This window comes from Pseudomonas sp. LTJR-52 (assembly GCF_003691465.1).
GTDB classification, from domain to species: domain Bacteria; phylum Pseudomonadota; class Gammaproteobacteria; order Pseudomonadales; family Pseudomonadaceae; genus Chryseomonas; species Chryseomonas luteola.
In genome coordinates this window covers 4,518,984-4,542,738 of the sequence record NZ_CP033105.1, presented here as the reverse complement: position 1 = coordinate 4,542,738, position 23,755 = coordinate 4,518,984, and the positions used below count along the sequence as shown (strand labels likewise).

At 51.6% G+C, this 23,755-nt stretch carries 17 protein-coding genes and 1 pseudogene; 8 read left to right on the top strand and 10 right to left on the bottom strand.

The window, feature by feature from the left end; all coding sequences use genetic code 11:
- Positions 1-205: 205 nt before the first annotated feature.
- Entirely contained in the window at positions 206-1,465 is a 1,260-nt protein-coding gene (locus tag EAW52_RS21160; protein WP_122043950.1) for a hypothetical protein, read from the bottom strand.
- A 643-nt stretch (positions 1,466-2,108) separates the two neighbouring features.
- Positions 2,109-2,318: a hypothetical protein gene (locus tag EAW52_RS26005; RefSeq protein ID WP_162997673.1), complete on the bottom strand. Its 210-nt coding sequence runs from the start codon at positions 2,316-2,318 to the stop codon at positions 2,109-2,111.
- Between the two features lie 136 nt (positions 2,319-2,454).
- On the opposite strand from EAW52_RS26005, the gene EAW52_RS21155 reads away from it, so the two are divergent.
- The 4 genes and pseudogenes from EAW52_RS21155 (at position 2,455) to EAW52_RS26000 (ending at position 6,836) form a co-directional block, all read left to right on the top strand.
- Positions 2,455-4,716: a bifunctional diguanylate cyclase/phosphodiesterase gene (locus EAW52_RS21155; protein WP_122043949.1), complete on the top strand. Its 2,262-nt coding sequence runs from the start codon at positions 2,455-2,457 to the stop codon at positions 4,714-4,716.
- A 153-nt stretch (positions 4,717-4,869) separates the two neighbouring features.
- Positions 4,870-5,646, top strand: a pseudogene (locus EAW52_RS26935) (PAS domain-containing protein); the annotation flags it as partial.
- The gene (locus EAW52_RS26930) at positions 5,629-6,183 is read left to right on the top strand and encodes a methyl-accepting chemotaxis protein (protein WP_372238932.1); all 555 of its coding nucleotides are present in this window, start codon (positions 5,629-5,631) and stop codon (positions 6,181-6,183) included. The pseudogene EAW52_RS26935 and the gene EAW52_RS26930, both read left to right, overlap by 18 nt.
- Before the next feature lie 488 nt (positions 6,184-6,671).
- The gene (locus EAW52_RS26000; RefSeq protein ID WP_010798829.1) at positions 6,672-6,836 is read left to right on the top strand and encodes a hypothetical protein; all 165 of its coding nucleotides are present in this window, start codon (positions 6,672-6,674) and stop codon (positions 6,834-6,836) included.
- A 333-nt stretch (positions 6,837-7,169) separates the two neighbouring features.
- Here EAW52_RS26000 and EAW52_RS21145 read toward each other — a convergent pair whose 3' ends face one another.
- The 3 genes from EAW52_RS21145 to EAW52_RS21135 form a co-directional block, all read right to left on the bottom strand.
- Positions 7,170-8,195 (bottom strand): WD40 repeat domain-containing protein, encoded by a 1,026-nt coding sequence (locus EAW52_RS21145; protein WP_122043947.1) that lies wholly within the window; start codon positions 8,193-8,195, stop codon positions 7,170-7,172.
- Positions 8,192-9,541 carry a GTP-binding protein gene (locus tag EAW52_RS21140; RefSeq protein WP_122043946.1) on the bottom strand — a complete coding sequence of 450 codons (1,350 nt, stop codon included), beginning with the start codon at positions 9,539-9,541 and terminating at the stop codon, positions 8,192-8,194. Before EAW52_RS21140 ends, EAW52_RS21145 begins: the two co-directional genes overlap by 4 nt.
- 181 nt (positions 9,542-9,722) lie before the next feature.
- Positions 9,723-10,001 carry an iron chelate uptake ABC transporter family permease subunit gene (locus tag EAW52_RS21135; protein WP_256680652.1) on the bottom strand — a complete coding sequence of 93 codons (279 nt, stop codon included), beginning with the start codon at positions 9,999-10,001 and terminating at the stop codon, positions 9,723-9,725.
- Between the two features lie 992 nt (positions 10,002-10,993).
- Between EAW52_RS21135 and EAW52_RS21125 the strand changes: the two genes are divergently transcribed.
- Positions 10,994-12,010 carry a LacI family DNA-binding transcriptional regulator gene (locus EAW52_RS21125; RefSeq protein WP_122043943.1) on the top strand — a complete coding sequence of 339 codons (1,017 nt, stop codon included), beginning with the start codon at positions 10,994-10,996 and terminating at the stop codon, positions 12,008-12,010.
- Between the two features lie 52 nt (positions 12,011-12,062).
- Here the strand turns inward: EAW52_RS21125 and deoC are convergent, their stop codons facing one another.
- Positions 12,063-12,740 (bottom strand): deoxyribose-phosphate aldolase, encoded by a 678-nt coding sequence (deoC, locus tag EAW52_RS21120; protein WP_122043942.1) that lies wholly within the window; start codon positions 12,738-12,740, stop codon positions 12,063-12,065.
- Positions 12,741-12,977: 237 nt separating this feature from the next.
- Here deoC and EAW52_RS21115 point away from each other — a divergent pair, with 237 nt between their 5' ends.
- Positions 12,978-15,437: a glucan 1,4-alpha-glucosidase gene (locus EAW52_RS21115; protein ID WP_122043941.1), complete on the top strand. Its 2,460-nt coding sequence runs from the start codon at positions 12,978-12,980 to the stop codon at positions 15,435-15,437.
- Positions 15,438-15,672: 235 nt separating this feature from the next.
- Positions 15,673-15,945 (top strand): HU family DNA-binding protein, encoded by a 273-nt coding sequence (locus EAW52_RS21110; protein ID WP_010798836.1) that lies wholly within the window; start codon positions 15,673-15,675, stop codon positions 15,943-15,945.
- A gap of 54 nt (positions 15,946-15,999) precedes the next feature.
- Here EAW52_RS21110 and EAW52_RS21105 read toward each other — a convergent pair whose 3' ends face one another.
- The 4 genes from EAW52_RS21105 to EAW52_RS21090 all read right to left on the bottom strand — a co-directional run bounded on the left by EAW52_RS21105 (position 16,000) and on the right by EAW52_RS21090 (position 20,915).
- Positions 16,000-16,944 (bottom strand): DNA replication terminus site-binding protein, encoded by a 945-nt coding sequence (locus tag EAW52_RS21105; RefSeq protein ID WP_256680847.1) that lies wholly within the window; start codon positions 16,942-16,944, stop codon positions 16,000-16,002.
- 1,336 nt (positions 16,945-18,280) lie between these two features.
- On the bottom strand, positions 18,281-19,171 hold the full coding sequence (trfA, locus tag EAW52_RS21100) for a plasmid replication initiator TrfA (protein ID WP_010798838.1): 891 nt from the start codon (positions 19,169-19,171) through the stop codon (positions 18,281-18,283).
- Positions 19,164-20,114 (bottom strand): ParB/RepB/Spo0J family partition protein, encoded by a 951-nt coding sequence (locus EAW52_RS21095; protein WP_122043939.1) that lies wholly within the window; start codon positions 20,112-20,114, stop codon positions 19,164-19,166. The genes trfA and EAW52_RS21095 overlap by 8 nt, the downstream gene beginning before the upstream one ends.
- A gap of 9 nt (positions 20,115-20,123) precedes the next feature.
- On the bottom strand, positions 20,124-20,915 hold the full coding sequence (locus tag EAW52_RS21090) for a ParA family protein (RefSeq protein WP_026004067.1): 792 nt from the start codon (positions 20,913-20,915) through the stop codon (positions 20,124-20,126).
- A gap of 1,168 nt (positions 20,916-22,083) precedes the next feature.
- On the opposite strand from EAW52_RS21090, the gene EAW52_RS21085 reads away from it, so the two are divergent.
- Positions 22,084-22,992, top strand: a complete 909-nt coding sequence (locus EAW52_RS21085; RefSeq protein ID WP_019366699.1) for a hydrogen peroxide-inducible genes activator — start codon at positions 22,084-22,086, stop codon at positions 22,990-22,992.
- Positions 22,993-23,755 lie beyond the last annotated feature (763 nt).

Below are 23,755 nucleotides of genomic sequence, written 5' to 3'. Positions count from 1 at the left end.
ATGAGCGCTACTGGATAAATGGAGCAACAGAGGTGACGGCATGACAACAATAGACTGAACGGCTAGTACCTTTGGCATGTACTGGTGTATCGGTTATCTTTTTCACGCACTCATGCACGCATTGCCTGATATTTCCAGCTCGGGATACGCAGGCTGGTAGGTAAAAAAACGGCCCTCCACGGGCCGTTTTAATGTCAGATGCGGTTCAGGCCAACTGATAAGGCTCCCGCTCAGGATGATTGGACAGCGATTCGTTGGGCATCTGGCTATGAAACGTTTTAAGTGCCTGGAAAACAAATAACAAGGCAGTCATACCCTCCTGATATTCGAAGATACCTTGCAAAGGCCAGATAGAAAGATGGGCCAGGAACACAGCCAAGGTAAAATCCAGACTGGGATTCAGCCGCTTGGCCACTTTGAAATACACCAGGAAGCTGACCGGAATGATCGCGATGGTTAGAAAACCAAAGCGGAACAGCGTACCGATCACACCTACATCGGAAAGGAAGAAGTAGTAACTGAAGTAATGCTTGAAACCATCATTCCACATCAGGCTCAGACTACCGCTGGGTACCCAGTTGTACTCATGCAGATGATCCATGATCTGGGCGATGGTAGCCTCGCGCACATTATCCGTAGCGCCGTTCTGGGCAGATTGCATGTAGAAATCGATATTAACCCCGAAAAGCTCGAGCAGGTCAGGATCGATAACGAAGGGGGAAACGAGCAAGCCGCCAATCACCGCCAGCTTCACGGACTTAACCCGCAGGCACAGGAACGTAAAGATGATGCACAAGAGAATGACCTGCCGGGTCTGTGTGACGAACACCAGTGTCGCAAGGTAAACGAGCGCCAACACTCCATAGCGAAGACTGGAGCGAGGGCTGCCGTCGATAGGTGATTTTCCTTTGCCCCAGAAGTAGATGCTCAGGCAGTAGCCAATGATCAGGGCAAATGCCCCGGTCGAGGCGCGGCCCGGTCGGCTGAGGTCCAAGTCCATCCCATCTCGCAGATCTGGCAACACCTCGAAATAGCACAGCCAGGACAGGACAACAGCCCCTAGCGCCACGATCAGAATGCAATTTTCAAACTGTGCCGCCGACACACGTTTGGCCAGGTACAACAAGGGAATGACACTAAAGCAGAGCAGCACCCTGCGTTCTTCGATTACCCCATAGACCAGCGGCTGACCATAAAAGAGTTCGGCAAACAACGCCGGGAGGAAGGTAAAGGTAAAAGCCGAAAACAGACAGAACAGGAACGCAACACTGTAATCTTTTCGTTCAGCTCCAACGGTTCCCACTAGAAACATGGCGCTGAAACCCAAACAGGCGGCCAGATAAAGCTCTGTCAGGTATTTGATACCAATAGGGTTCTGGGGATTCTGCTCAAGCAGCCCGAAATGCAGCACAAACGCCAACCCCAATAAACCACAGTACAACGTATTTGTACTTACTTTCTTCATTGACTACCCGTCCTATTACCTGGACATGACGTGCCGCCTGATGCGGCTACACAACCGATATGCAATCCTTGATTGCACCACTCTGAAACACCAACAACCTGCCGTGCTCACGCCGTGTGGACACACTTGCTACTGAGGTCACTGCTCAAAAGCGCGAACGCAACCGATCGACTTACAGCATCAAATGGTTACATTTGTACATACAAAAAACTTAAATTGACTTGACAGACCTTGATGCCAACAGTCGGACTCCAGGATCTAAAAGAGTTCAATAGGGCGCAATGAAAGCCATCAAGGCGATGCATAAAGGGAGAAGTCGCTAACACTTAGGGCTGAGAGGAATCGAGAAGATACTGCGCCCAGCAGATACAGGGCGCTACGGAAGAGCCCTATACGTAATAGAGCAGAACATCGCGCCTGTAATGCCAGGCGGCGAGTTCAACAGTAATGGAGGTAACACAAGTTAACCCTGAATGGCAGCGTTGAGCTTTTCCTCCGTGTCGACATCCTCGGCCATGACCAGCTTGCCCCGGGCATGACATGGCGAAACGATGGATGCGAGGCTGCCCAAATAAGGGACATTGCCAGCCGCTTGACGATAGGCATGTCGAGCCTGATGGTGTCGGTAGGAAATTGGCGGACATTAGCCAAAGAACACTACAGCGCTTGCAAGAACAAAGGCAAACAGTCCGATATAGGCCAGAGGCCGATCAAGGCGAACAGTACGTGTCGCCTTATAGCTGCGCCCCATGTGCCCTAGCACAAGCGCTACGATCAACATCCCTGCTGCAATGAACATTCCTGTTAAACCTGTACTCAAACCGCTGCGCTGTTCTATTTCAGCGATTGCCATTGACAAAAGTCCCAAATAACGGGCTCAGATCGCTGTTATCCGACGATTGGGCCGCATTTATCTAGCAATTTTGACTCAGACGTCTATCTGAATGCCAGTACGGAATTGCGCCTAGGCGAAGGAGACCAAAGTCGCCATGTTTGTGGATTTTCTTTCTAATGCCGCTTTACTTCTGGCGCTCTGCTGGCTACGGGACTACCTCTGGCGTACCTGGCCACACAAGGTACTGTCATCGGAACTGATTGTTGGATGTGCAACAGGCCTGATCTGTATTGCCGTCATGATACATCCCGTACCGATTGGCCTCGGGATCTTTGTAGATGCGCGGCTGGCCATATTGTCGGTAACCGCGTTGATGGCAGGCCCCCTGGTTGCTGGTATCGCAGCGGCAATCACGGCGCTGTATAGGTTCTGGCTAGGCGGCGTAGGGGCCTACCCCGGCGTATTGAATGCCTTCATGGCGGTGGCGTTAGGTCTCGCTTATCGCATGGCCTACCACCGAGGCTGGATCAGGCAAGGCCCTCTTCAGGTACTGTTGCTGGGCGGTGCGGTACATGCCCTCGCCCTGCTCACGCTTACCCTCGTATATGGCCCTTTCGGCCAGGCGGCTCAACGTACCATGCTGGCCATGATGCTGACGATGCCCCCTACAGGCCTGCTCGTCTGGCTTCTGTTTCGTGACCAGGAAAAACGCAATCAGGCTGAACAGGCTCTGGCGCGAAGCGAAGCCCGGCTGAGCGCCATTACCCAGGCAATTCCTGACATCCTGGTGGTTATCGATCAGGACGGTCGCTTTCAAGAGGTCGCCTCGTCCTCCCATGATACCAAAAAGATCAATGAGCACTTGGCGAAGGTGGGCCAGCGATTGCAGGATGTGCTGCCTTATACCCAGGCGAACTACCTGACCACCTGGGTCAGAAAGGTCCTGAAAAGCCCGACACCTCTCACCGTGGAATACCAGCTCAGCTCTCCTGCGGGGGAGCGCTATTTCGAGGGCAAGGCCCAGGCGATCGCTTCGGATGCAGAACATAAGCAGGCGATCGTTATGGTAACTCGTGATGTTACGGCCAGGCATGAGTATGAAGAGCAGATCCGTCGGCTGGCGTTTTACGACACCCTGACCGAACTTCCCAATCGGCGATTTTTCCTGGAGCGGCTCAAAACGGCCCAGCTTGCCTGCCAGCGACACGGACATAGCGGCGCCCTGCTATTCATCGATCTGGATAACTTCAAAAACATCAATGATCTGTATGGTCACGATGCCGGCGATACCGTTCTCAAGGAAGCAGCACACCGTCTGAAACAGATCGTGCGGGCGACCGATACCGTGGCTCGCCTGGGTGGGGATGAGTTTGTCATCCTGCTGGAAGGCTTGTCGGAAGACGAACAAGCTGCCGCGCACCAGGCAAGTCACATCGGCCAGCAGGTGCTGGCGGCCCTAGAACGTCCTTTCGAATTCGAACAAGGCAATCAGACTATTAGCGGTAGCGTAGGCATTGTGTTGTTTGACAGCAGAAGTGCAAGCTACGACTTGCTTCAGCAGGCCGACATCTCCATGTATTCGGCCAAGAGCCACGGCAAGAATGCCATTCGCTTTTACGATCCGAGCATGCAAAGCAGCATTGCTGCTCGCCTGCAACTGGAGCAACAGATCCGGCAAGGGCTGCTCGACAATGAATTCCGCGTTTACTATCAGCTTCAGTGGAGCGATCAGAAAGGGCTTATCGGCCTTGAAGCGCTTCTGCGCTGGCAGCATCCGGATTGGGGCCTGGTAGGCCCTGCCGCGTTTCTGGAAGTCGCAAGCAACACAGGATTACTTACCGAGTTGGACCGTTGGCTGCTCGATGAGGTGTGCTCGCAGTTGCTTGCCTGGTCAAAAGAGCCTTCTCTCGCCCACCTACCGGTTTCGGTCAATGTCTGCGCGTCCCATCTACGGCAATCCAGTTTTGCCACTGAGGTTATGGACGTCTTGAAACACAAGCATATCGATCCTGCCCTGATCAAAATCGAGCTGACCGAGGCAACCCTGATACTGGACCTCGACCAGGCCTGTTCGCATATCGAAACACTTAGAGGACAAGGTGTTCGCTTCGCCCTGGATGACTTCGGTACCGGGTACTCATCACTCAACTATCTGCAGAAGCTCCCCATCGATCAGGTCAAGATCGACCAGAGCTTTGTGCAACGGCTGCCAGGTTCGGAGAGTGTTGCCATCATCCAGGCCATTTCCGGTCTGGCTACGACCTTTGGCCTCGATATCGTAGCAGAGGGTGTGGAGAGTGAAGCACAGCGCCAGCTGCTGGCCGAAAATGGTTGCACAACCTATCAGGGCTATCTGTTCGCTAAACCCTTGCCGGCTCGAGACGTAGTCCGTGCGGCGGAGCTGGCCAGCACCTGAAGGGAGTGATTGCCCAATGTGACAGATCAGCTGCCTAATCCTGCCGCTGGTCTGTCATAAATATTTAATGACCATCTGTCTTTCATTAAATCCTGTGGGCGCCGATAAGTGAACCAAGCCTCCCCTTTCGGCCGCTTACTTCAAGGATCAATCATGTTCTTCAAACGCCTCAAACAGGAATTGGCCGCCCTGCGGGAAAGACTCTCGGTTGTACAACAGGTCAAACAAAGCCTCGATACATCGATGATTGGCTTTACCCTTGACTCACAAGGCGTGATTGAACAGGTCAACGAGCAATTCATGCTTGAAATGCTCTACAAAAGCCATGAGATCGTCGGTCGCAATATTGACGAGCTGGTTCCAGTGCATATCAAGCAAACCGATATCTATCGACGGATGAAGGTTGCGCTTCAAAAAGGTGAACACTTCAGTGGCGTTGTACGTCTGCTCAGGGCAGACGGGAAAGAAGCCTGGCTACGCTGCCTGTGGCAACCGATACGCAATGCTTCGGGTCAAGTTGACCAGTTTTATATCTACGCAAACAACCTGACCCGTACGATCGAGACCTCCCGCGAGCACGAAAGCCTAATCAAGGCGCTGTTACGCTCAACTGCTGTCATTGAGTTCAACCTAAACGGCGAAGTAATCACAGCCAATGACCGCTTCCTCAGTGCTATGGGTTATACGCTGGATCAAATCAAGGGCAAGCACCACCGCCTGTTCTGTGAGCCGGCCGAGTACAATTCGTCTGAATATCAGGATTTTTGGGCCAAGCTCAATCGCAGCGAATTCGTCAGCGGCCGCTTCAAGCGCGTGGACAAATATGGCCATATCGTCTGGCTTGAAGCTTCCTACAACCCCATCCTCAACGCTGAGGACAAGCTGTGCAAGGTCGTGAAGTTCGCAACGGTCATTACAGATCAGGTCAACCGTGAAAACGCCGTCATCGAGGCGGCCGGTATCGCCTACGGCACGTCGCAACAAACCGATGCCGCGGCCAGAAAAGGTGCTGGCGTAGTCAACCAGACCATCGATATCATGCAGCAGTTGTCCAAGCAGATGGAGCATGCTGCTGAAGGCATCGAAGCACTAGACAAGCAGTCACTCGTGATCGGCTCGATCGTTAAGACAATCAGTAGTATTGCAGACCAAACTAATCTGCTGGCTCTCAACGCGGCTATTGAAGCCGCCCGCGCGGGTGAGCAAGGTCGTGGTTTCGCGGTCGTGGCCGATGAAGTACGTCAGCTGGCAGCCCGAACGAGCAAAGCAACCGAAGAAATCGTTGGCGTCGTGCAAGAGAACCAGGCACTGGCTCAGGAAGCAGTCTCCCGCATGTCTCAAGGCAAGAGCCAGGCAGAACAGGGTTTGGCGCTAGCCTCTGAAGCCGGTGTGGTCATCGTCGATATTCAAGACGGCGCTCAGCGAGTAGTTGACGCAGTGGGCCAGTTCAACCAACTGACAACATAAGCCACACAGCGTCTTCTCGCATAAAAGGACTCTGCGGGTGACTGTTTGCAGACCGCGTGTTGGGCCGTACCAGGCTCTATGGAGCTTGGTCTGGAGCTGAATGTATACAGTTCGTCCAATAACGTAAAAAGCAACCCAAAAAAATTTAATTTTTTTTGGGTCAGCTAAGTCCATGCCAGCAAAAGATTTTTTTACACGTCAATGCAATATTACGGAAATATTTGCGTGCCATTGGGCAGAACCCCCTAGAGGGAACGAGCGGTCATCATTAGAATGCGCGCCCCTAACCCATGGAACTCGAACCGGTAGCGGCTAAAGTCGTTATCAGGCAGTCCATGTGCGCACGGCGGCCGGCAGTCCACACGATATGTCTTGGCCCTGTGAAGTCGAATTACTCATTGAAATTGACAGATCTCCTGTGAGAAGGCCTCGCGCGTACTGACAGGAGGTAATACGCCATATCGATCTGATTATCCCACGAGGACATGATGGACGTTACCCAATTTGATACGCTTATCCAGCTGCTTGAAACGCTTCCCCTGCATAATCTGACCGAAGCCCAACTGGACCGTCTGCATGCTGCAGCCGATGTCTGTTTCTGTGAAGTTGAAGAAGAGTGGGATAAGCGGGAAAGCACGACGGTAGTCGCCTGATACACCTTGCTTGACTACAGGGAGACGCCTCCCCTGTCTGAAGAGCCCGCCGGTTGTTTTATCTCCATCTCGTGACAAGACGCTCAGTCTGAAAACACAGCGGCTCGAGGATCAAACAAAGCCGCCCCTGGGTCAGGGGCGGCTTTGTCGTTTCTGGGTATACCGATCAACTCTGCCTATCCACTCTCACAAATAACTGCTTCATACGCTGGGCTTTACCGGGTCCACTAAGACATTTGCCCCCCAACAGGTGTACGGAGACGTACCGAACCCAACAATTCTGTAATCCCGCCGACGCAGTGCGGCACGCCCTGGCGTACCGCACTGCTGCGTTCAAGGCTTCACAGGCACCGGGCACAACCGCAAGCGGCCGGAACTGTAGCCAATCGCCAGGACCTGATCATCTCCGCTCCAGGCCATGGAGCTTACACCCGCCTCGTCCAGCAAGCCTGCCAATGGTTCACTACGGGCAAGATCAAAAATAATTGTGAGACCATCGTCTCCACCGGAGGCTAGGCGGCTGTCTGCATGGCTGAACACAATAGAGCTGATTGGTTTGGTATGTACGGGTAGTACTACCGGCTTGCTGCTTTGTGGCCCCCCACCTGAACAATCCCAAATAATCAAAGATGCCGCACCGCCTGTTGCGAAGTAGCGGCTGTCAGCACTCCAATCAAAATGCCTGACCTTGGATGGGTACCCACTCATGCGAAAATCTTCGCCGCTTTTCAAATACCACAGGTGAATAGCATTGTCCTGGCATCCGGCGGCAATGAACCGCTGATCTGGACTGACCGAGAGACTCAGCAAAGAGTCTTTCCAGGGGAAGTGCCGCAGGGGCTGCTCACGCTCCGCAGACCATTGGTTGACCAACCCATAGCAGCTGCTGAGCAGGGTAACATCGGCCAGCCATAATAACCCTGTGACCGTACTGGCGGTCTGTCCGAAGCTTTGCTCCAGCTTGCCTTCGGCGGTCCAGAGCTGGATCTGCCGGCCGGCAGCCGAAGCCAATCCGCCCTCGGCTGACCAGCATAAAAATTCGACCCAACTACGTCCGCTATCCAGCTGATGTACTTTACTGCCCGTAGCGGGCTCCCACAGGATAATACCGCCCCGCTGCCCACCACTGGCCAAAAGGTTACCGTCAGGTGACCACGCTAATGCACTGGTCGCCAGCCCATGCACCGCATGACGCCATACTTCGCGACCATTAGCCGTGTCATACACCGCAACCGAACCGTCCGCATAGGCCGTCGCCAGCCGGGTATTGTCTGACGACCAGACCAGCGTGTTGATGTGCTCGCCACCCTCCACTTGCCAGAGGCTCTGCAGGCGTTGTACCGCTGTGGAGTCGCTCATGCCAGGCAACCTTTCAGTCCTGCTATTAGCTCTTCGCGGTCCAGATTACGGCCAATGAATACGATTTCGCTCTGGCGTTTCTCATTGGGCTGCCACAACCGATCCGGGCCGCCATCAAGCAACATATGAACGGCTTGGAAGACGAATCGGCGATTCTCCTGTGCAATGTTTAGAATGCCTTTGGTTCGTAGGATGTCCTGCCCCTTCCGAGCCAGTAGCGAACCTAGCCATTGATTGACCTTTGCCTCCGACAGCGCCCCTTCCAAGGTAATGCCAACAGAGCTGATTTCTTCATCATGGCTATGGGACGCGGCAAACTCGCGTTGACTGCTCGGCTCAAGGCGAACGCCGGACTGCTCCAGTCGCAGCCCAAACTCTTCAGGCCCATGCTCGGTTATCAGAGCATAGTATCCCGCCGCCGGAATCAGCAGATTTACCGTCTGCTCTGCGTCGTCTTTCGGTACTTTCAAATTGACGGCCTGGCGACTAGGCACCAGCTTGGTACCTGCACGGACCTTTTTGGCCTCTCGATCAAAGGCTCCTTCGGCAATAACAACAGCCCTGTCCAGATCATCCTCACTGTCACCATTGACAGGCATCAGCAGCGCGCCAAGGAAAGGATCGGGTCCTGCCCCATAACGGAGCTCGGTAATGCCCGCCGGCAAATGCCAGATTCCAGCCCACTCAAACGGATATTCCTTTTGTAGAAAGTCTGGCCGTTGGTCCAACACCCGTTCCAGATCAAAGCCGCCCACGTTCATGACAGTAGGAATATCGACTTCGGCATTGACGGTCCGATGGATACGAGCCAACGAATTCATCTTGCGGATTCGTGTTTCCAATTCGTCCAGCCTGGCGGGCTCGACCAGATCCGTCTTGTTCAGCAGGATGACATCGGCAAAGGCAATCTGCTCTCGTACCTCACTGCTGTCCTCCAGGTGCAACCAGACATGGTGAGCATCGACCACGGTAATGATGCCGTCCAGCTGGAGCTGCGCTCGGATTTCGTCATCGACAAAGAACGTCTGCGCCACCGGGCCGGGATCGGCCATGCCCGTGGTCTCCACCAGAATATGATCGAACTTGTCACGGCGGTTCATCAGGTTGCCCAGGATCCGGATGAGGTCACCCCGTACCGTGCAGCAGATACAACCGTTATTCATCTCAAAGACTTCTTCGTCGGCATTAACCACCAAGGCGTCATCAATGCCGATCTCGCCAAACTCATTTTCAATCACAGCAATACGCATACCATGCTGCTTGCTAAGGATGTGATTGAGCAACGTCGTTTTGCCTGAACCCAGAAAGCCGGTCAGCACCGTGACAGGGACGCGTAGATCTGACATAAAACACCCAACCGATAATGTTATGAGATAACGTAACCTATCAAATAGCTAGCGTCTATATGCGCTTGATAAGGTAATTAGCTAATCCGGTGTCCCTAGTCGGGAAAAACGTCCTGTTTCATCGAGTAACATGTAGGTGTCATGTATTCCCTTTCGAGCAAAGGCTTCATGTTTTCTGCATTCATCGTTTCTGCCTCAATATAAGAAAGAAACCGCCGCCCAGAACAGCCGTTGCGATACCAATAGGAAGATCATCGGATGTGAATAAGGTATGCGCGGCCATGTCAATCCATAGCAGAAACAGCCCGCCTAGTAGTGCTACCACCGGTAAAGGTTGCCGATGTTTGGCCACGATAAACCGCCTCGCCAGATATGGGAGCATCAGTCTGACAAATCCGATGGCGCTGCTGACCGCCACCATGACGCCTGAAAGCAACGAGGCACAGATATAGGCTAGCAAGGGAACCCTGGTTTACTCAGGTATTACTGGCTTACTGAGTAAGGTTGAGCTGATAACTGAACTGCTCTTTCACCTATCCTCCGCCATCAAAGGCCATGCCACAGGTCATAGTTGCCGTAGCCCAAACGTAGATGATTTTGGATCGCTTCTGCAGGGACTGTTTTGACAGGACGTTGTCCCCTACACCAGCCGCGACTTCGCCATGAAATAGAGAGGCGAGTCCCCATAGCAGCTCAATCAGGCCCACCTGATTACAGGTCCGTTGGAAACATGGCCTTCCCGTAATCGATATAAAGGCTCGCTCCGTCATGGAGCTGAATGACCAAATGTTACTCTGTAAAACCACGACGTTCATGCAGTGCCGTACCGCCCCATATGACTAATAAAGGGCGGCCGTGAAACAGCGTCCTAACAGATAGATTTACATCTGATAAGCCTCCTCCCCGTCTATCACCGACTGGGCTGGCAGGCCTCTTCGGAGGCGTAAGACTACTCAAGGAGCTGTTACATTTTCGGTTTTAAGCCTGTCGCCGGGTTGCACTCCAAACCAGACGCCTACCGTCGCGTCTGGTAATGTTGACGGTGTCTCGGCAGCCATAACTGAAAAATGAAAAGATGGAGTTGCCAGGCCATGCAGCACGCTTCATGGGGTACGTCCACGGTATAAATTGAGAGGATTAGCAATCCAATAAGTCAGCTGAATCGGTTACGTTATGACGTATTATTAATGAAGAAGTGTAGGACCGATCTAAAATTCAGAAGCCTGCTGCCAGCTCCTTGGGAGAGTGTTGTCTCAGCGAGGCGCAATCCTTTCGGCTCTGATGATAGTGCAAAACCATAGGTATGCTAAGAATTGCCTCGTCTTCTGCATTCCCGAGCCGCCTTATCCGTCCAGATAGAATCATTTGCTTGTAAGTCCCTCTTGGACAGCGCTACCTTAGACGGCTATATCCCGGATGTACGACTCATAACAACAACGCACTGATTAACCTATGCCCAGAACAGGTTCCCGCACCACTGGCCGCCCTACGCTGGCCGAAGTAGCCAGACTTGCCGCTGTTTCGCCCATTACTGCATCACGAGCCCTGCGAGGGGTTGCCACGGTTGCGCCCGAGCTGGTCGAAAAAGTCCGCGAGGCCGCCCGTGCCCTGGGTTACGTTGCCAACCCTGCCGCCCGCACCCTGGCCTCCGCACAAAGTCAATCCGTTGTGGTGCTGATCCCTTCGCTGTCAAACCAGCTATTCATTGAGAGTCTGGAAGCTATCCATCAGGTTTTAAGACCTCACGGGCTGGAGGTACTGATTGGCAATTATCACTACTCGCCTGAAGAAGAAGAAAATCTAATTCGCAATTATCTGGCGTATCAGCCCAGGGGAATTCTGCTGACAGGCTTTGACAGAACGGAGCATGCCCGTCAGCTACTGGCTGGCAGTCGCGTTCCTTGCGTACATATGATGGAACTGGATGCGGATACGGCTACGTGCAGCGCTGGTTTCTCTCAATATGCTGCGGGGGCAGCGGCGGCCCGGCACCTGATTGAGCGTGGCCGCCAACGCATTGCCTATATTGCGGCCCAGCTCGATCCACGCGCGCTAAGGCGTGGCGATGGATTCCGGGAAACCCTACAGCAAGCCGGCATGTATGATCCTGCTTTGGAGATACTTGATGTCCGGCCCTCCTCGATCGAATTGGGAGCTACCTTGTTCACCGATCTCATGCACCGGCATCCTGACGTGGATGGGATCTTCTTTTGTAACGATGACCTGGCACACGGAGCGATCTTTCAGGCCCAGCGCCAGGGTATTTCCATTCCCCATCAGGTCGCCCTGGTCGGCTTCAATGATCTGCCGGCCTCGGCCCACATGGTGCCACGCCTTACGTCCATCCGGACACCCCGGGAAGCCGTAGGTCATCAAGCCGCCATGTTACTCCTGGACCTGATGGCAGAACGTACCGGACCAACCCAGATCGACCTGGGATTTGAATTGGTCGTGCGGGAAAGTAGCTAGACTGGGTGATATAGGGTCACCACCTGTTGGAATACATCCTCATACGCAGCGGTCAATAGGGCTTGTCTGATCCCGCCCCTTGTACGATCGCCACACCAGAGCTAGTACCAAGGCGGGTAGCACCCGCCTCAATCATGGCAACGGCGGTGGCGTAATCCCGAACACCGCCCGAAGCCTTGACCCCCATATCAGGTCCGACGACTCGGCGCATCAGGCGAACATCTTCAAGGGTTGCGCCCTGATGACTGAAGCCGGTAGACGTCTTTACAAACGCAACGCCCAGCTCCCGACAGATAACACAAGCCTGCTCCTTCTGCAGATCATCCAGCAGGCAGGTTTCTAGAATGACCTTGAGCGGAACGGAACCGCAGGCAGCAAGTACCTGTGCAATGTCGCTGCGGACCTCTTCCAGCAAACCATCCTTCAACCAACCGATATTCAGCACCATATCGATCTCCTGAGCACCGTTTGCAATGGCACGTTCGGCCTCGAACGCCTTGGTTTCGCTTAACCCTGCTCCAAGCGGAAACCCCACTACAGCGCACACACGCGACGGAGCTTCTTTCAGGCATTGAGCCACATAGGGCACATGCGCCGAATTTACGCATACGGAATAAAACCCATACTGCTGCGCCTCTTGGCACAGCTGCCGAAGCTGTTCGCGCGAGGCATTGGCAGCCAGTAACGTGTGGTCGATGTAGTGAGCAAGGCTAGCCGGTTCGATAGTCATGGCGTTACGTCCGTAGCGGTCGCATTAAAGACGCGTACGTTAAATAAAAAACGGCCTGCAAGGCAAACGCCTGCTGGCTGCTCTTTTCCCCCTCACTCTTAAGATGACCGGGCAGTCATATAATCCTTGTCTATAGTTGCCTAGGACTGGCGCTGCGCTTGTTCGACATCCTAGCAGGGGCGTCGCTCTATAGCCGCAGCGTGCTCCCCTACCTCATAAGAAAAGCAAGAAGGTCCTATGCGCATCACGTTGCTCCGAAACAGCCTGCTTACCCTGTGCGTAAGCCTTTCCACTGCCGTCGCTGCCGATTCGGCTGTCGCACCCGGGGCACCGGGTGAATCGCCCTTTTGGTCGTATTCAGGCAAGACCGGCATCGGAACGTCCTATGAGCAATACCATAACGGGGCTTATTCCAGCGATGCCGCGACAAGACAGGTGTCCAGGGTGTGGTTTTCCTTAGCCAACGGCATCGTGACAGAAACCATGTTCGGCCTGATTCATGAGGCACAGCTGCGTGCAATGCAGGTAGTGGTAAAAGGGCCTGACTTTGTCGATCTTGAAGAAACCGATACGACCAGCGAAACGCACTATCTCTCTACCGATAGCGAGGGCAGACCTACGTCCCTGGCCTACCGGCTGATCAATCGCGCCAAAAACGGCCAGTATGAAATCGAAAAGCATGTATTTACCGATCCAGACTCCGACGCATTGGTCATGCGAGTCATCTTTCGCAGTACCAACCCTGCACTCGAGGCTTATCTCCATATTGACCCTGCCATAAGTAACAGCGGAAGCGGTGATCATGCCTTTACAGAGCGAAACGCACTGTATGCCCAGGAACAGGAAACCACTCTGGTGGTCAAGGCTAGTCGTGATCTGGAGCTACCAACCGTGGGCTTTGCCGGAGTCTCGGATGGGCTTGAGGAGTTGCGCAAGAAAGGATCGCTTGAGTCACGCTATACCACTACCGGCAGTATACCCGGCAATGTAGCCATGATGGCCCGGATACCCCGTACGGGGGACTTGACCACCATCGATGTCGTGGTCGGATTCGGTCGTACTCGACAGGCTGCAGACCAGGCAGCCGATAGCACCTTGCAGCGTGGCTACGAACACGTGCTTGCGCACTATAACGGTGAGGGAGATGCTATAGGTTGGCAGGACTATCTGGCCTCGCTGACCAGTCTGCCAACGATGCGGCAACAGACGACAGATAACGGCAAGCTGCTCAATGTCAGTGCGATGGTGCTGAAAGCCCAGGAAGACAAGACTCATGCAGGCGCTCTAATCGCCTCGCTGTCCAACCCCTGGGGTGAAACGGTACCCGCTACCAAAGGCACTACCGGCTACAAGGCCGTCTGGCCACGGGACTTTTACCAATGTGCCATGGCTCTGCTGGCTCTGGGCGATACACAGACCTCCAGGGTAGCGTTTGAATACCTGAAAAAGGTCCAGGTCACAAAAGACACACCTCCCCTGCAGGCAGATGGCTCTGCCTATATCCATGAGCAAAAGCAAGAGAGTGCCCAGAAAAGCGCTGAGTCTGGAGCAACCGGCTGGTTTCTTCAGAAGACCCATGTCGACGGCACGATTGAATGGGTAGGTGTTCAGCTCGATCAAACCGCCATGCCGATCATGCTGGGCTACAAGCTCTGGAAAAATGGCGTGCTTTCTGACAACGACATCACCCGGTGGTATCGGGAGATGCTCAAACCGGCCGCGGACTTCCTGGCTCAAGGTGGGCAGGTCAGGCTGGGCTGGAATGACTGGACCGTAAAACCTCCACAAACACAGCAGGATCGCTGGGAGGAACAATGGGGCTACTCCCCCTCTACCACCGCGGCCGTCATTGCAGGTCTTGTAGCCGCATCGGAACTGGCCACCCGGGCAGGTGACCAGGAAGGAGCCAAATCCTACCTGGATACTGCCAGGCGCTACTCCAGTCGTATCGAATCCAGCATGTTTACACAAAAAGGTGTTTTTGGAGACAAGCGCTATTACCTGCGGATCACACAAAACGATAACCCTGACGACGGCGGGTTGCTGCTGGACAACAACAGCCGGCCAGGCCTTCCAGAAAACCAGATACTGGACGCGGGCTTTCTGGAGCTTGTCCGTTACGGTGTTCGTCCTGCCACAGACACCCACATCGTCAATAGCCTGAATGTACTGGACAATCAAGCCATTCCGGAAAACCTCAGGGTCAAGTACACCTTTACCTACCCGGGCGTTTCAGGAGAATTTCCCGGCTGGAGACGCTACGGAAATGATGGCTACGGTGAAAGTGAGACCACGGGTATCAATTATCCCGCGACTGAAGAGCCGGTCATGAACTCAGGGTTGCGTGGCCGTGTCTGGCCTATTTTCACAGGCGAGCGCGGCCATTACGCTCTGGCACTTGCAAAAGCGCAGCAGCCGGGTGGAGAAAAGATCTTATCCGAGGATCAGTTAAAGGGAATCCGTGACACCTACGTCAAGGCCATGGAGCTTTTTGCCAACCAGGGGTTCATGCTTCCCGAACAGGTATGGGACGGCGTGGGTAATAATGAGCGTCATCAATATACCAAGGGCAAGGGGACTGACAGCGCAACGCCCTTGGCATGGTCCCATGCCGAGTATGTCAAATTGGTGCGTTCGCTCAGTGATCAGCGTGTGTGGGACCGTTATCCCGTTGTCTCAGAGAAACTCCAGCCATAAGGCCGGAATACGGTATGCTGAGCGGGATACACTTCATCCTGACAGTTCCATTGAACAGAATGAAAAGGAGTTCACGCTGTTGGATGAGAAAAAGACCTTATTGGGCATCAGGTTGTCTGTTGAAGAGCCTTATCTCTTTGGCAGGCTTCCTATACCATCCGGGATGAGAGATAACGCATAATGGAAAGCAAGGCCGCGATTCCATCAAGACAACTGACTACTCTGGAGTATTTGCATGAATAAAGGGGAATTGATCGATCAAGTGGCTGCAGCAGCAGGCCTAACCAAGGCTCAAGCTCAAGCAACTGTGACCGCCATCACCGACACTATCAGCCAGGAATTGGCCAAGGGTAACGATGTTGCTCTGGTTGGTTTTGGTACCTTTACCGTCAAAGAGCGCGCCGCCCGTGAAGGCCGCAATCCTCAGACTGGCAAGACCATTAAAATCGCAGCTGCCAAAGTGCCTGGCTTCAAGCCTGGCAAAGGCCTGAAAGACGCTGTGAACTGACAGGCGTCCGACGCGGTAAGAAAAGGCCTGCTTGAAGCAGGCCTTTTTCATTTCTCAGGGCTTATACCCTGTCCGGGCCCGATAGGTGCTTTCAAAGGATAATGGACTGACCTCCAGGCCAGGACGTGACCTCCCCCACAATTCGTCCTCATCCATATACAGACCGTATTCGGGAAGTACAGGAATTCGCTGGCTGCTCTTGTTACTGCGCCGTAGTGCAATGCGGTTTTCGATATTGAAATCCTTTAACCCCACCACCTCTGTAGGCTGCTCACCCGCCAAAAAGAATAGGGGTAGGTTGGCATGCAACATGGCATCGTAGCGAGAGCGATGACTGAAAAACACATTGACTCTTGGGTGAGGCGCTACCTTCTCGACCTTTACCAGTCGGGCATGATCGGCCAGATTGAAGATCACCCTCAAGGCCGCGCCTGCTGGTGTCCCTTCAATATCGCTCCCCTCACGCTGTGCCTGTAGCTGAGCCAGCTTCTCTAGCCGACGTCTCACCTCCCCCACGGGTACTCGCTTGGTCTTGCCGGTATGGCCTGCCCAGGTAAAGCTCAACAGCCGCGGTGTCGCATCAAAGGCCTGTATATGACGTGTCAGTTGTTTAAGGCTGATACTCGCTCCCAGGGCCTCTCTTACCAAACGGGTACGCGCCGTCTCAGCCAGTCCCTGCTTCAGCCTTACACGCTCAATAGCAGCCTCTACAGCCCCTTTCATTTGATTGACCTGTCGTATCGGCCCCAGCATTGATTCGCTCAGCAGAAACCAGCCTGGCAAACGCCTGACTGTTCCCGGAGCCTGATCGGCTTCCCGTTCGAACTGTTGAAGTACTGCTTGGCTGAGTTCAATGGCCTGCCTGCCTCGCACGGACACGGGAGTGATCGCTTTCGGTGCAGCTTGCTCAGTGAGTGTTGGCAATGACCACACCTCACCTGAAACCACACAGGTAGACCATCGCGAATTCAAATCGGCGACAGCCTGCTTAAGATGCATATAAGCAGTTTCGATACTTTCAGGCATTTCTTTTAATACCACTCCTCATATATACCTCATATTAACATCTGTTTATCATGGTTACTTTAGCTATAACCCGGAATAAAAGCTTTTAAGGTCAATATGAGGTATCTGCAAGCTTAATCGTATAAATTCCTCTATGGAGTGGTATTATTACGAGTATAATAGGTGCAAGTGATTCCATTCCTGATAGACAAACGTGCTGAAGTCATGGCTCTTTCAAACAGTATGGATTGTCTCGACTGTGCAGGCCGAAACATGGACCTGTGTAATCAATAATCCCAGGACCGTTTATTAATATTGTCAGCTTGAGGTAGAACGCGACTTCTATAGGAGGCTCTACCCTCTCATTTCACCCACGTTCTGTCTTCTGTACAGACTTATGAGCTTCGCTCAGCACCGTAAACAAATCGCTTTACCCATAAAAATACACTTTAATGGGTTAAAAGACGGTTATTTAAGGTTAAAGAACGGTTAAGGGCTGTGGATATAACTGCTAACTTATTGATATATAAGGGTTTTATTGGATATGCGGAAACGTCAACATGACGTTTATATACGTCAACATGAGGTATGTGCCTGTCAACATGACGTATAGATGCGTCATGTTGACGTATATCGTACCCTAAAGCCCTTCTTAACAACGTAAGTAATTGATTTTTAAAGACTTTTTTAATATTTAATACTTAAGTCATTATGAGGTATAGATACGTCATTATGACGTATCATATGTCATTATGAGGTATGGTTTTCCATAAGTTACTGATATTTAAGTACTTTGTTCCATTGCCCAATCGGTCTGACAGACCATTTTGAGGCCATCAAACAAGGGTGAGCCCTCCTTTTTTGGCGATAACTCCCTAATTTTTAAGCGGTTTTTAACTTTTCCCTAGGCTTGCAGTACCTTCGCTCCGTTTACTTAGCTAATACAAAGGCAATGTCAAAATGAGGTATTTTTGCATAACTCCTTGATTTTTAAGGACTTTTTATAGAATTGACGTCGAGTAAGTAGTCATTTGCTTAAAATGTCGCCACTATCTCCAGTGCATACTTGTCAAGCCATGCCCTTTCGCTGCTTAAAAGCTACCTCATCCTGACATGCAGCTTGGAAAACCTTCGGTTTCAGCAGAAAAACTACCTCATCCTGACACTTTCGCCGTCTTTTACTCTTACAAGATCCTAAAATGGGTCCTCGACCGCTATAAAACCCCTGAATTAGATGATTTAGCGGCATGAATCGGTGTTAATAGGCATACAGAATAAAACACTTAATAAAAAACGGAGCCACTAGGCTCCGTTTTTCGAGCGTTTTACGTTATTCGCTCTTTAGTAAGGGCCTGTTGTTTCGGACTACCCTTACAATATTGTCTTTGCCTATATCCCATTCCTTGAGAAAATCGATGTTCTTTAGCTCATCGAGTGCGTCCCGCAACATCTGTTTGAACTTTGCCTCTGTCTTGGCTTTGGATCCACACGATTCCCGGATGGTTTCTACCTTAATGCCATAAGGCTCGCGATGGGTACCATAGAAGCCATGTAACCACTTAGCCAGCGGACGTAGTTCCAGGCGTGACTGCCAATCGAGACGTGTTGTATACACATCGGCTGCAAAGAGAATAGCCATTTCTGGCTCAATTTCGACATGCCACGTGTCGCTCAAATCACCTTCTTCTGTTGTGTACTCAAAACGCCGCAATAGAGAGACGCCCACCCCTTTACCCAGGCGGGTCGATTCGATACGAACAGACGTCGCTTTGAGGCGCTCCAATACATTCAGGAGCTTTTGGGTGTAGTCTTTCCCTCTCGGCCAGCGCAATTCCTTCTTCATTTCCGAAGGGCGGAAACTCACTCGGTTGCCAAGCTTCTCTGTACGAGCCATATGGACAACCTGCAGCCAGACATCCATATCGTCTTCCTGACGAAGTTCCTGGCCGGTGTAGTAGATTCTTGCGTTACCGTAACAGTGCAATTCACGCCCATTGATGAACTCGCGGGCCTGGTTTCGGTTACCAACCGTAAACAGCGCACTACGCAGCATTTCATTGGGCGCACTGCGTAAATCATCTGCCCATAAGGGCAGTTGATTGACCTTTTCCTCGATTACCTTTTCAGCGCGCTGTTGTATGCGAGTAAGTGCTGTTTCTCGGGGGGGCCTGCCTTTACGCTCCGTTTTTTCAGGAGCGGCTGGCTCTTTCTCATCACTCACGAGGTTCTGCTCCCTGTTCAGCCAGATTACTGATCAGAGCTCTTAGCTCTTTGAGTTGGTCATCGCTAAATGTTTTGCGGTCCAGCTCAAATATCACTCTGTCCTTCTTGGTGGAAACGCGTGCGACCTTTCGCTCACCAATAACGATATCTTCACTGGGCGTCGAAGCCTTGGGTGCAGAGACTGATTTGGTCAGCAAGTCTTCACGAATACGTTTGGCCAGCCCAGCTTGTGCCAGTTTTCCGTTGGCCAGATCTCTAAGGGCCTTGTTCAAGGCAGACTCATAATCAAGACCTGCTGCCTGAACTTCCTTGATAACAGGTTTCAACGCATCTACTGCGTTCGCGCCCAGCATTTTGGGGTTGGCCTTGAGCATATTAAGGCTCGACTCTGGCAGAGCGCCAAAAGCCATGATGCGGTAGAGCTGAGATTTGCTGATATCCAGTTTGCGCTGCAAATCATTGACTTGAGTGAACGAGGTGCGCATTCGGGTAATAGCATGGTACTTCTCAAAGTCCGAGAGGTCCTTGCGGTGTATATTTTCGAACAGACTGCGCAGTGCGCTTTCGAAATCATCGACGACTTCTACCAGGGCATCGATATATTTCTTGCCAAGCTTTTTGTGAGCACGTAGTCGGCACTCTCCGGCAATTAGCTCATAGCGCTCACCAGCGATTCGAACGTTGATTGGACTTAACAGCCCTTCCTCTTCAATCGATAATGCCAGCTCTCCAATATATTCCTCGTCAAAAACCAGGCGAGGTTGATAGGGGTTAGCGTCAACCAGATCGACAGGAATCGAGCGCGGTACTCGATGGGACTTTAAATTCTCTACCTGCTGAACCGCCGAATGACGAGATATCTGGCTGACCAAGCCTTGAGCGAGAATGGAACCCAACTTTTGCTTGGGTGCGTTTTGTGAGGAGGTCGATTTCTTTTCCATAATATGCTCTTACGCTGCGGTCTCTTTGTCGATGTACTTGGCCAATTCCTTGTATTGCTTGGCCACCTTGTTCGTTGAGTCGAACATCCGCAGGGAGGTTTGAACGGTTGATGACTGGTTGATCTTCGTTGTTGTTCCTATCTTTACTGGAACAAGCTTTCCAAATAGGCCCATCGCTTTTTGTTCGATGTTCTGACAAACCAGTTGACGATCATCATGACGAATCAGCAATGCGCCTAAGTTGATCAATGTCGGGTTGATCCGCGTGATCTGCTGAACTCGTTTGGTCAGATCAGCGAGGCCGTACAAGCCATAAGGCGATCCTGACTCTACGGGAATCAATAAATGGGTCGCCGCGGCCAATGCATTGGAAGTCAGAAGCCTAAGGCTAGGCGGGCAATCAATGATGATGTAATCCGCTTTACCCAGTAGAGGCTGAAGCCGGTCCCGTAATACTTCATTAGGGCGAGGCTCCATGCGAAGTGCATCGTCTGCATTATCCAGAGCCATGCTTCCATAGATAAGTGCAACGCCATCGATCCTGGTTTCGTCATGAACAAAGTAGGTGAGTGGTAGTTCAGGATTCGTCAGTAATTCGGCTGTTGTATAATTTATCTCAGCAGGGTGAGACATCCCGATATGTTGACTTGCGTTAGCCTGGGGATCCATGTCTACGACACAAACCAGTTTTCCCATTTGTGCCAAGTTATCTGCCAAGTTGATACAGGTTGTCGTCTTGCCAACCCCGCCTTTGTGGTTGGCGATAGCGATTACAACCGTTTTCTTTTCTTCTTTCTGCACAGCCGATCCACTCCGGGCCATTTTCTATCCTCTTCGTTGAGGCCATGTGTTGGAGTAATCGTAACAGACAAACACACTGCTTTTAACGGTTATTTGGCTTTGGTCAGGATGTTTTAGGCCTATATCTCATTATGAGTCCCTAGTAGGGAAACTGCTCAGGTCAGGTAAGGCTGGATGTCTAGAAAAGTCCCTAGTAGGGAATTAATGTCATAGGAAGCTACGACCTGCTATTTGCGTTTTATTAAATTCTTTTAAAGTCTATTTATACGATAGAGCGATATGCATAATTATTAAGTCCCTACTAGGGAATCTACTAAGCGTGACTCAGCAGATGGATAATAATTCTATCGACAGGGTAACCAAATAACTTTTCAAATGAATGCTTTTTCTTGCTTAATCTTATTGAAACTCGCAAGCAGCATACCTTGTTGGACACGAGTAGGTAACTTAGGATAAATAAGGATGCGCCGAAAGACGCGCCGTAGCCGCTGTGTTAAAGCAAATATGGTTTACGGAGATCAAGGTATAAAAAAACGCCCTGCAGGCGTTCTTTTATAAGAGAAAATGAGGTAACTACACACCTGATACTGACATAGCATTAGCGAGTCCGACTGTTACGTCTGGAGTTCAGTCGCTCAGACCAGTTTCCCAGGTCTTGTAAGGAAACATTGTCATCCCAGGCGTTTAGGGAGAATCCCTTATTGGTAAGCTCTCTTCTTACTTTACATAAGTAAAGACGCAGCGCACGCCGATTGGCGTAAAACAAGGGCACCAGTCGTTCTGACCTGTATACGATGCGACCCGATTCGTCGGATGCAGTAAAGGTCATAAAACCGAGAGTTGTTTTGGGTGTGAAATGACAGACTAGGGGCGCTAACCCTGCGCAAATCATTTCCTGAGCCTGCTCATGATGAGGCGCTACCATATCGCTTACCGTCCTTGTGATATGTGAGAACCACTAGACACTTTCGATGGGGTTAAGTTCCTGCTTCTTATAAACCATAGACCAGGATCATCAGTATTGACAGTCAGAGCAGGTCGCGGGGGATTAAAGGTCGGAGCATGACGTCATTGCTTGGGGCTGTCATACGGTCTTACCCAAAAGAAATCGAGCTTTCAGCCGATAAATGATTCAACAAACCTAACTGCATAAGTGTGTAGATCCAAGATGACTCTGACAGAACTGCGCTATATCGTAACGCTTGCCCAAGAACAGCATTTTGGCCGTGCCGCTGAGCGCTGCCACGTCAGCCAGCCAACGCTGTCAGTAGGCGTTAAGAAGCTTGAAGACGAGCTTGGTATTCTGATTTTTGAGCGCAGCAAAACCAATGTTCGCCTTACACCTACCGGCGAAAGCATTATTGTTCAGGCACAAAAAGTTCTGGAGCAGGCGCAAGGTATTCGTGATCTTGCCAAGGCCGGTAAAAATCAACTGAGTGCACCACTTAAAGTGGGTGCTATTTATACGGTAGGCCCGTATCTCTACCCTCATTTGATTCCGCAGCTGAATCGTGTTGCGCCGGAAATGCCCCTCTATATAGAGGAAAACTTTACACCGGTTTTGCGTGACAAGCTGAGAACAGGCGAGCTGGATGCAATCATCGTTGCGTTGCCTTTTAGCGAAGCGGATGTACTGACCAAGCCGCTTTACGATGAGCCGTTCTATGTGATGATGCCGGCGAAGCACCCCTGGACGGAGCTCAAAACCATCGAAAATGCAAAGTTGGACGAGATGAGCCTCCTGCTGTTAGGGGAGGGGCATTGTTTCCGAGATCAGGTGTTGGAAGCGTGTCCAACGATCAAGAAGCCAGGTGTGGAGTCCAAGCATACCCAGGTCGAGTCCTCATCTCTAGAGACGATTCGTCATATGGTTGCCTCGGGCTTGGGCGTTTCGGTGCTTCCCCTCTCTGCCTTGGAAAGCCACCATTACGCACCAGGAATGATCGAGATTCGACCATTCAGCGCTCCCGTGCCTTTTAGAACAATTGCAATTGCATGGCGTGCAAGTTTTCCACGTCCCCAGGCCATTGATGTGCTTGCCGATTCTATCCGGCTATGCTCGGTCAATAGGGATTAACAACGACGCTCGCGTAGCCTGTTTCTCCCACAGGCTACCGCTATTTCAGCCTGTTGGAGCCTGGGGTCTTGCGCCTAAACGCTACCTGCTAATTCTTATAAATAGACCTTTTACGTTTGTTGATTAAGCGGTGGGGTCGTAAATTCTACTAATTTAGGTAGCTGAGCTAGGTCTTGCCCAAACGAACCGTGCAGCCAATAAAAAGATTGAGGCGGCGTGTATCAAGTATTGAAATTAACCTGAAGTATTAGGCCCTCCTGTGTTGCCTAAAGGGGAGAGTTATCCGTGATACTTAACGGTATGGCGGATAGGGTATAGCCATGATGTAGCAGCGGACATCAAGCGGGGCACTAAGTGGAATGGCCCATGTTCCACCACAAGACTGTTCTTACCTTTAAGACGCCGCGATTAAATACGACCGGAAACAAATAGACCGATCTCTTTACCGGCTAGTTATTCGCTTGGTAGCCCCATCTTTGTTGACATCGCATGCTTAGGTCAGAATGACGTATCGGCCTTCTCTTATAGGTTTGGATAAATAACCACTTTAGAGAAGCAGGTTAAAAGACATGCGACTCTTATGCTGTAGATGGACCAAATCCGTTCATATTCAAAAAGATAACGGTGTTCTGATCCTCAAAAGCGGGAGGTAAAGTGATTTGTCTAGATGTGTTTCACTTCTCTAGGTGTCAGGATGAGGTATCGCCTGAATGAAAAAGCCTGTGCTCGGGCTGTTTTAGAAAAATTACTGCATTTTCAATTT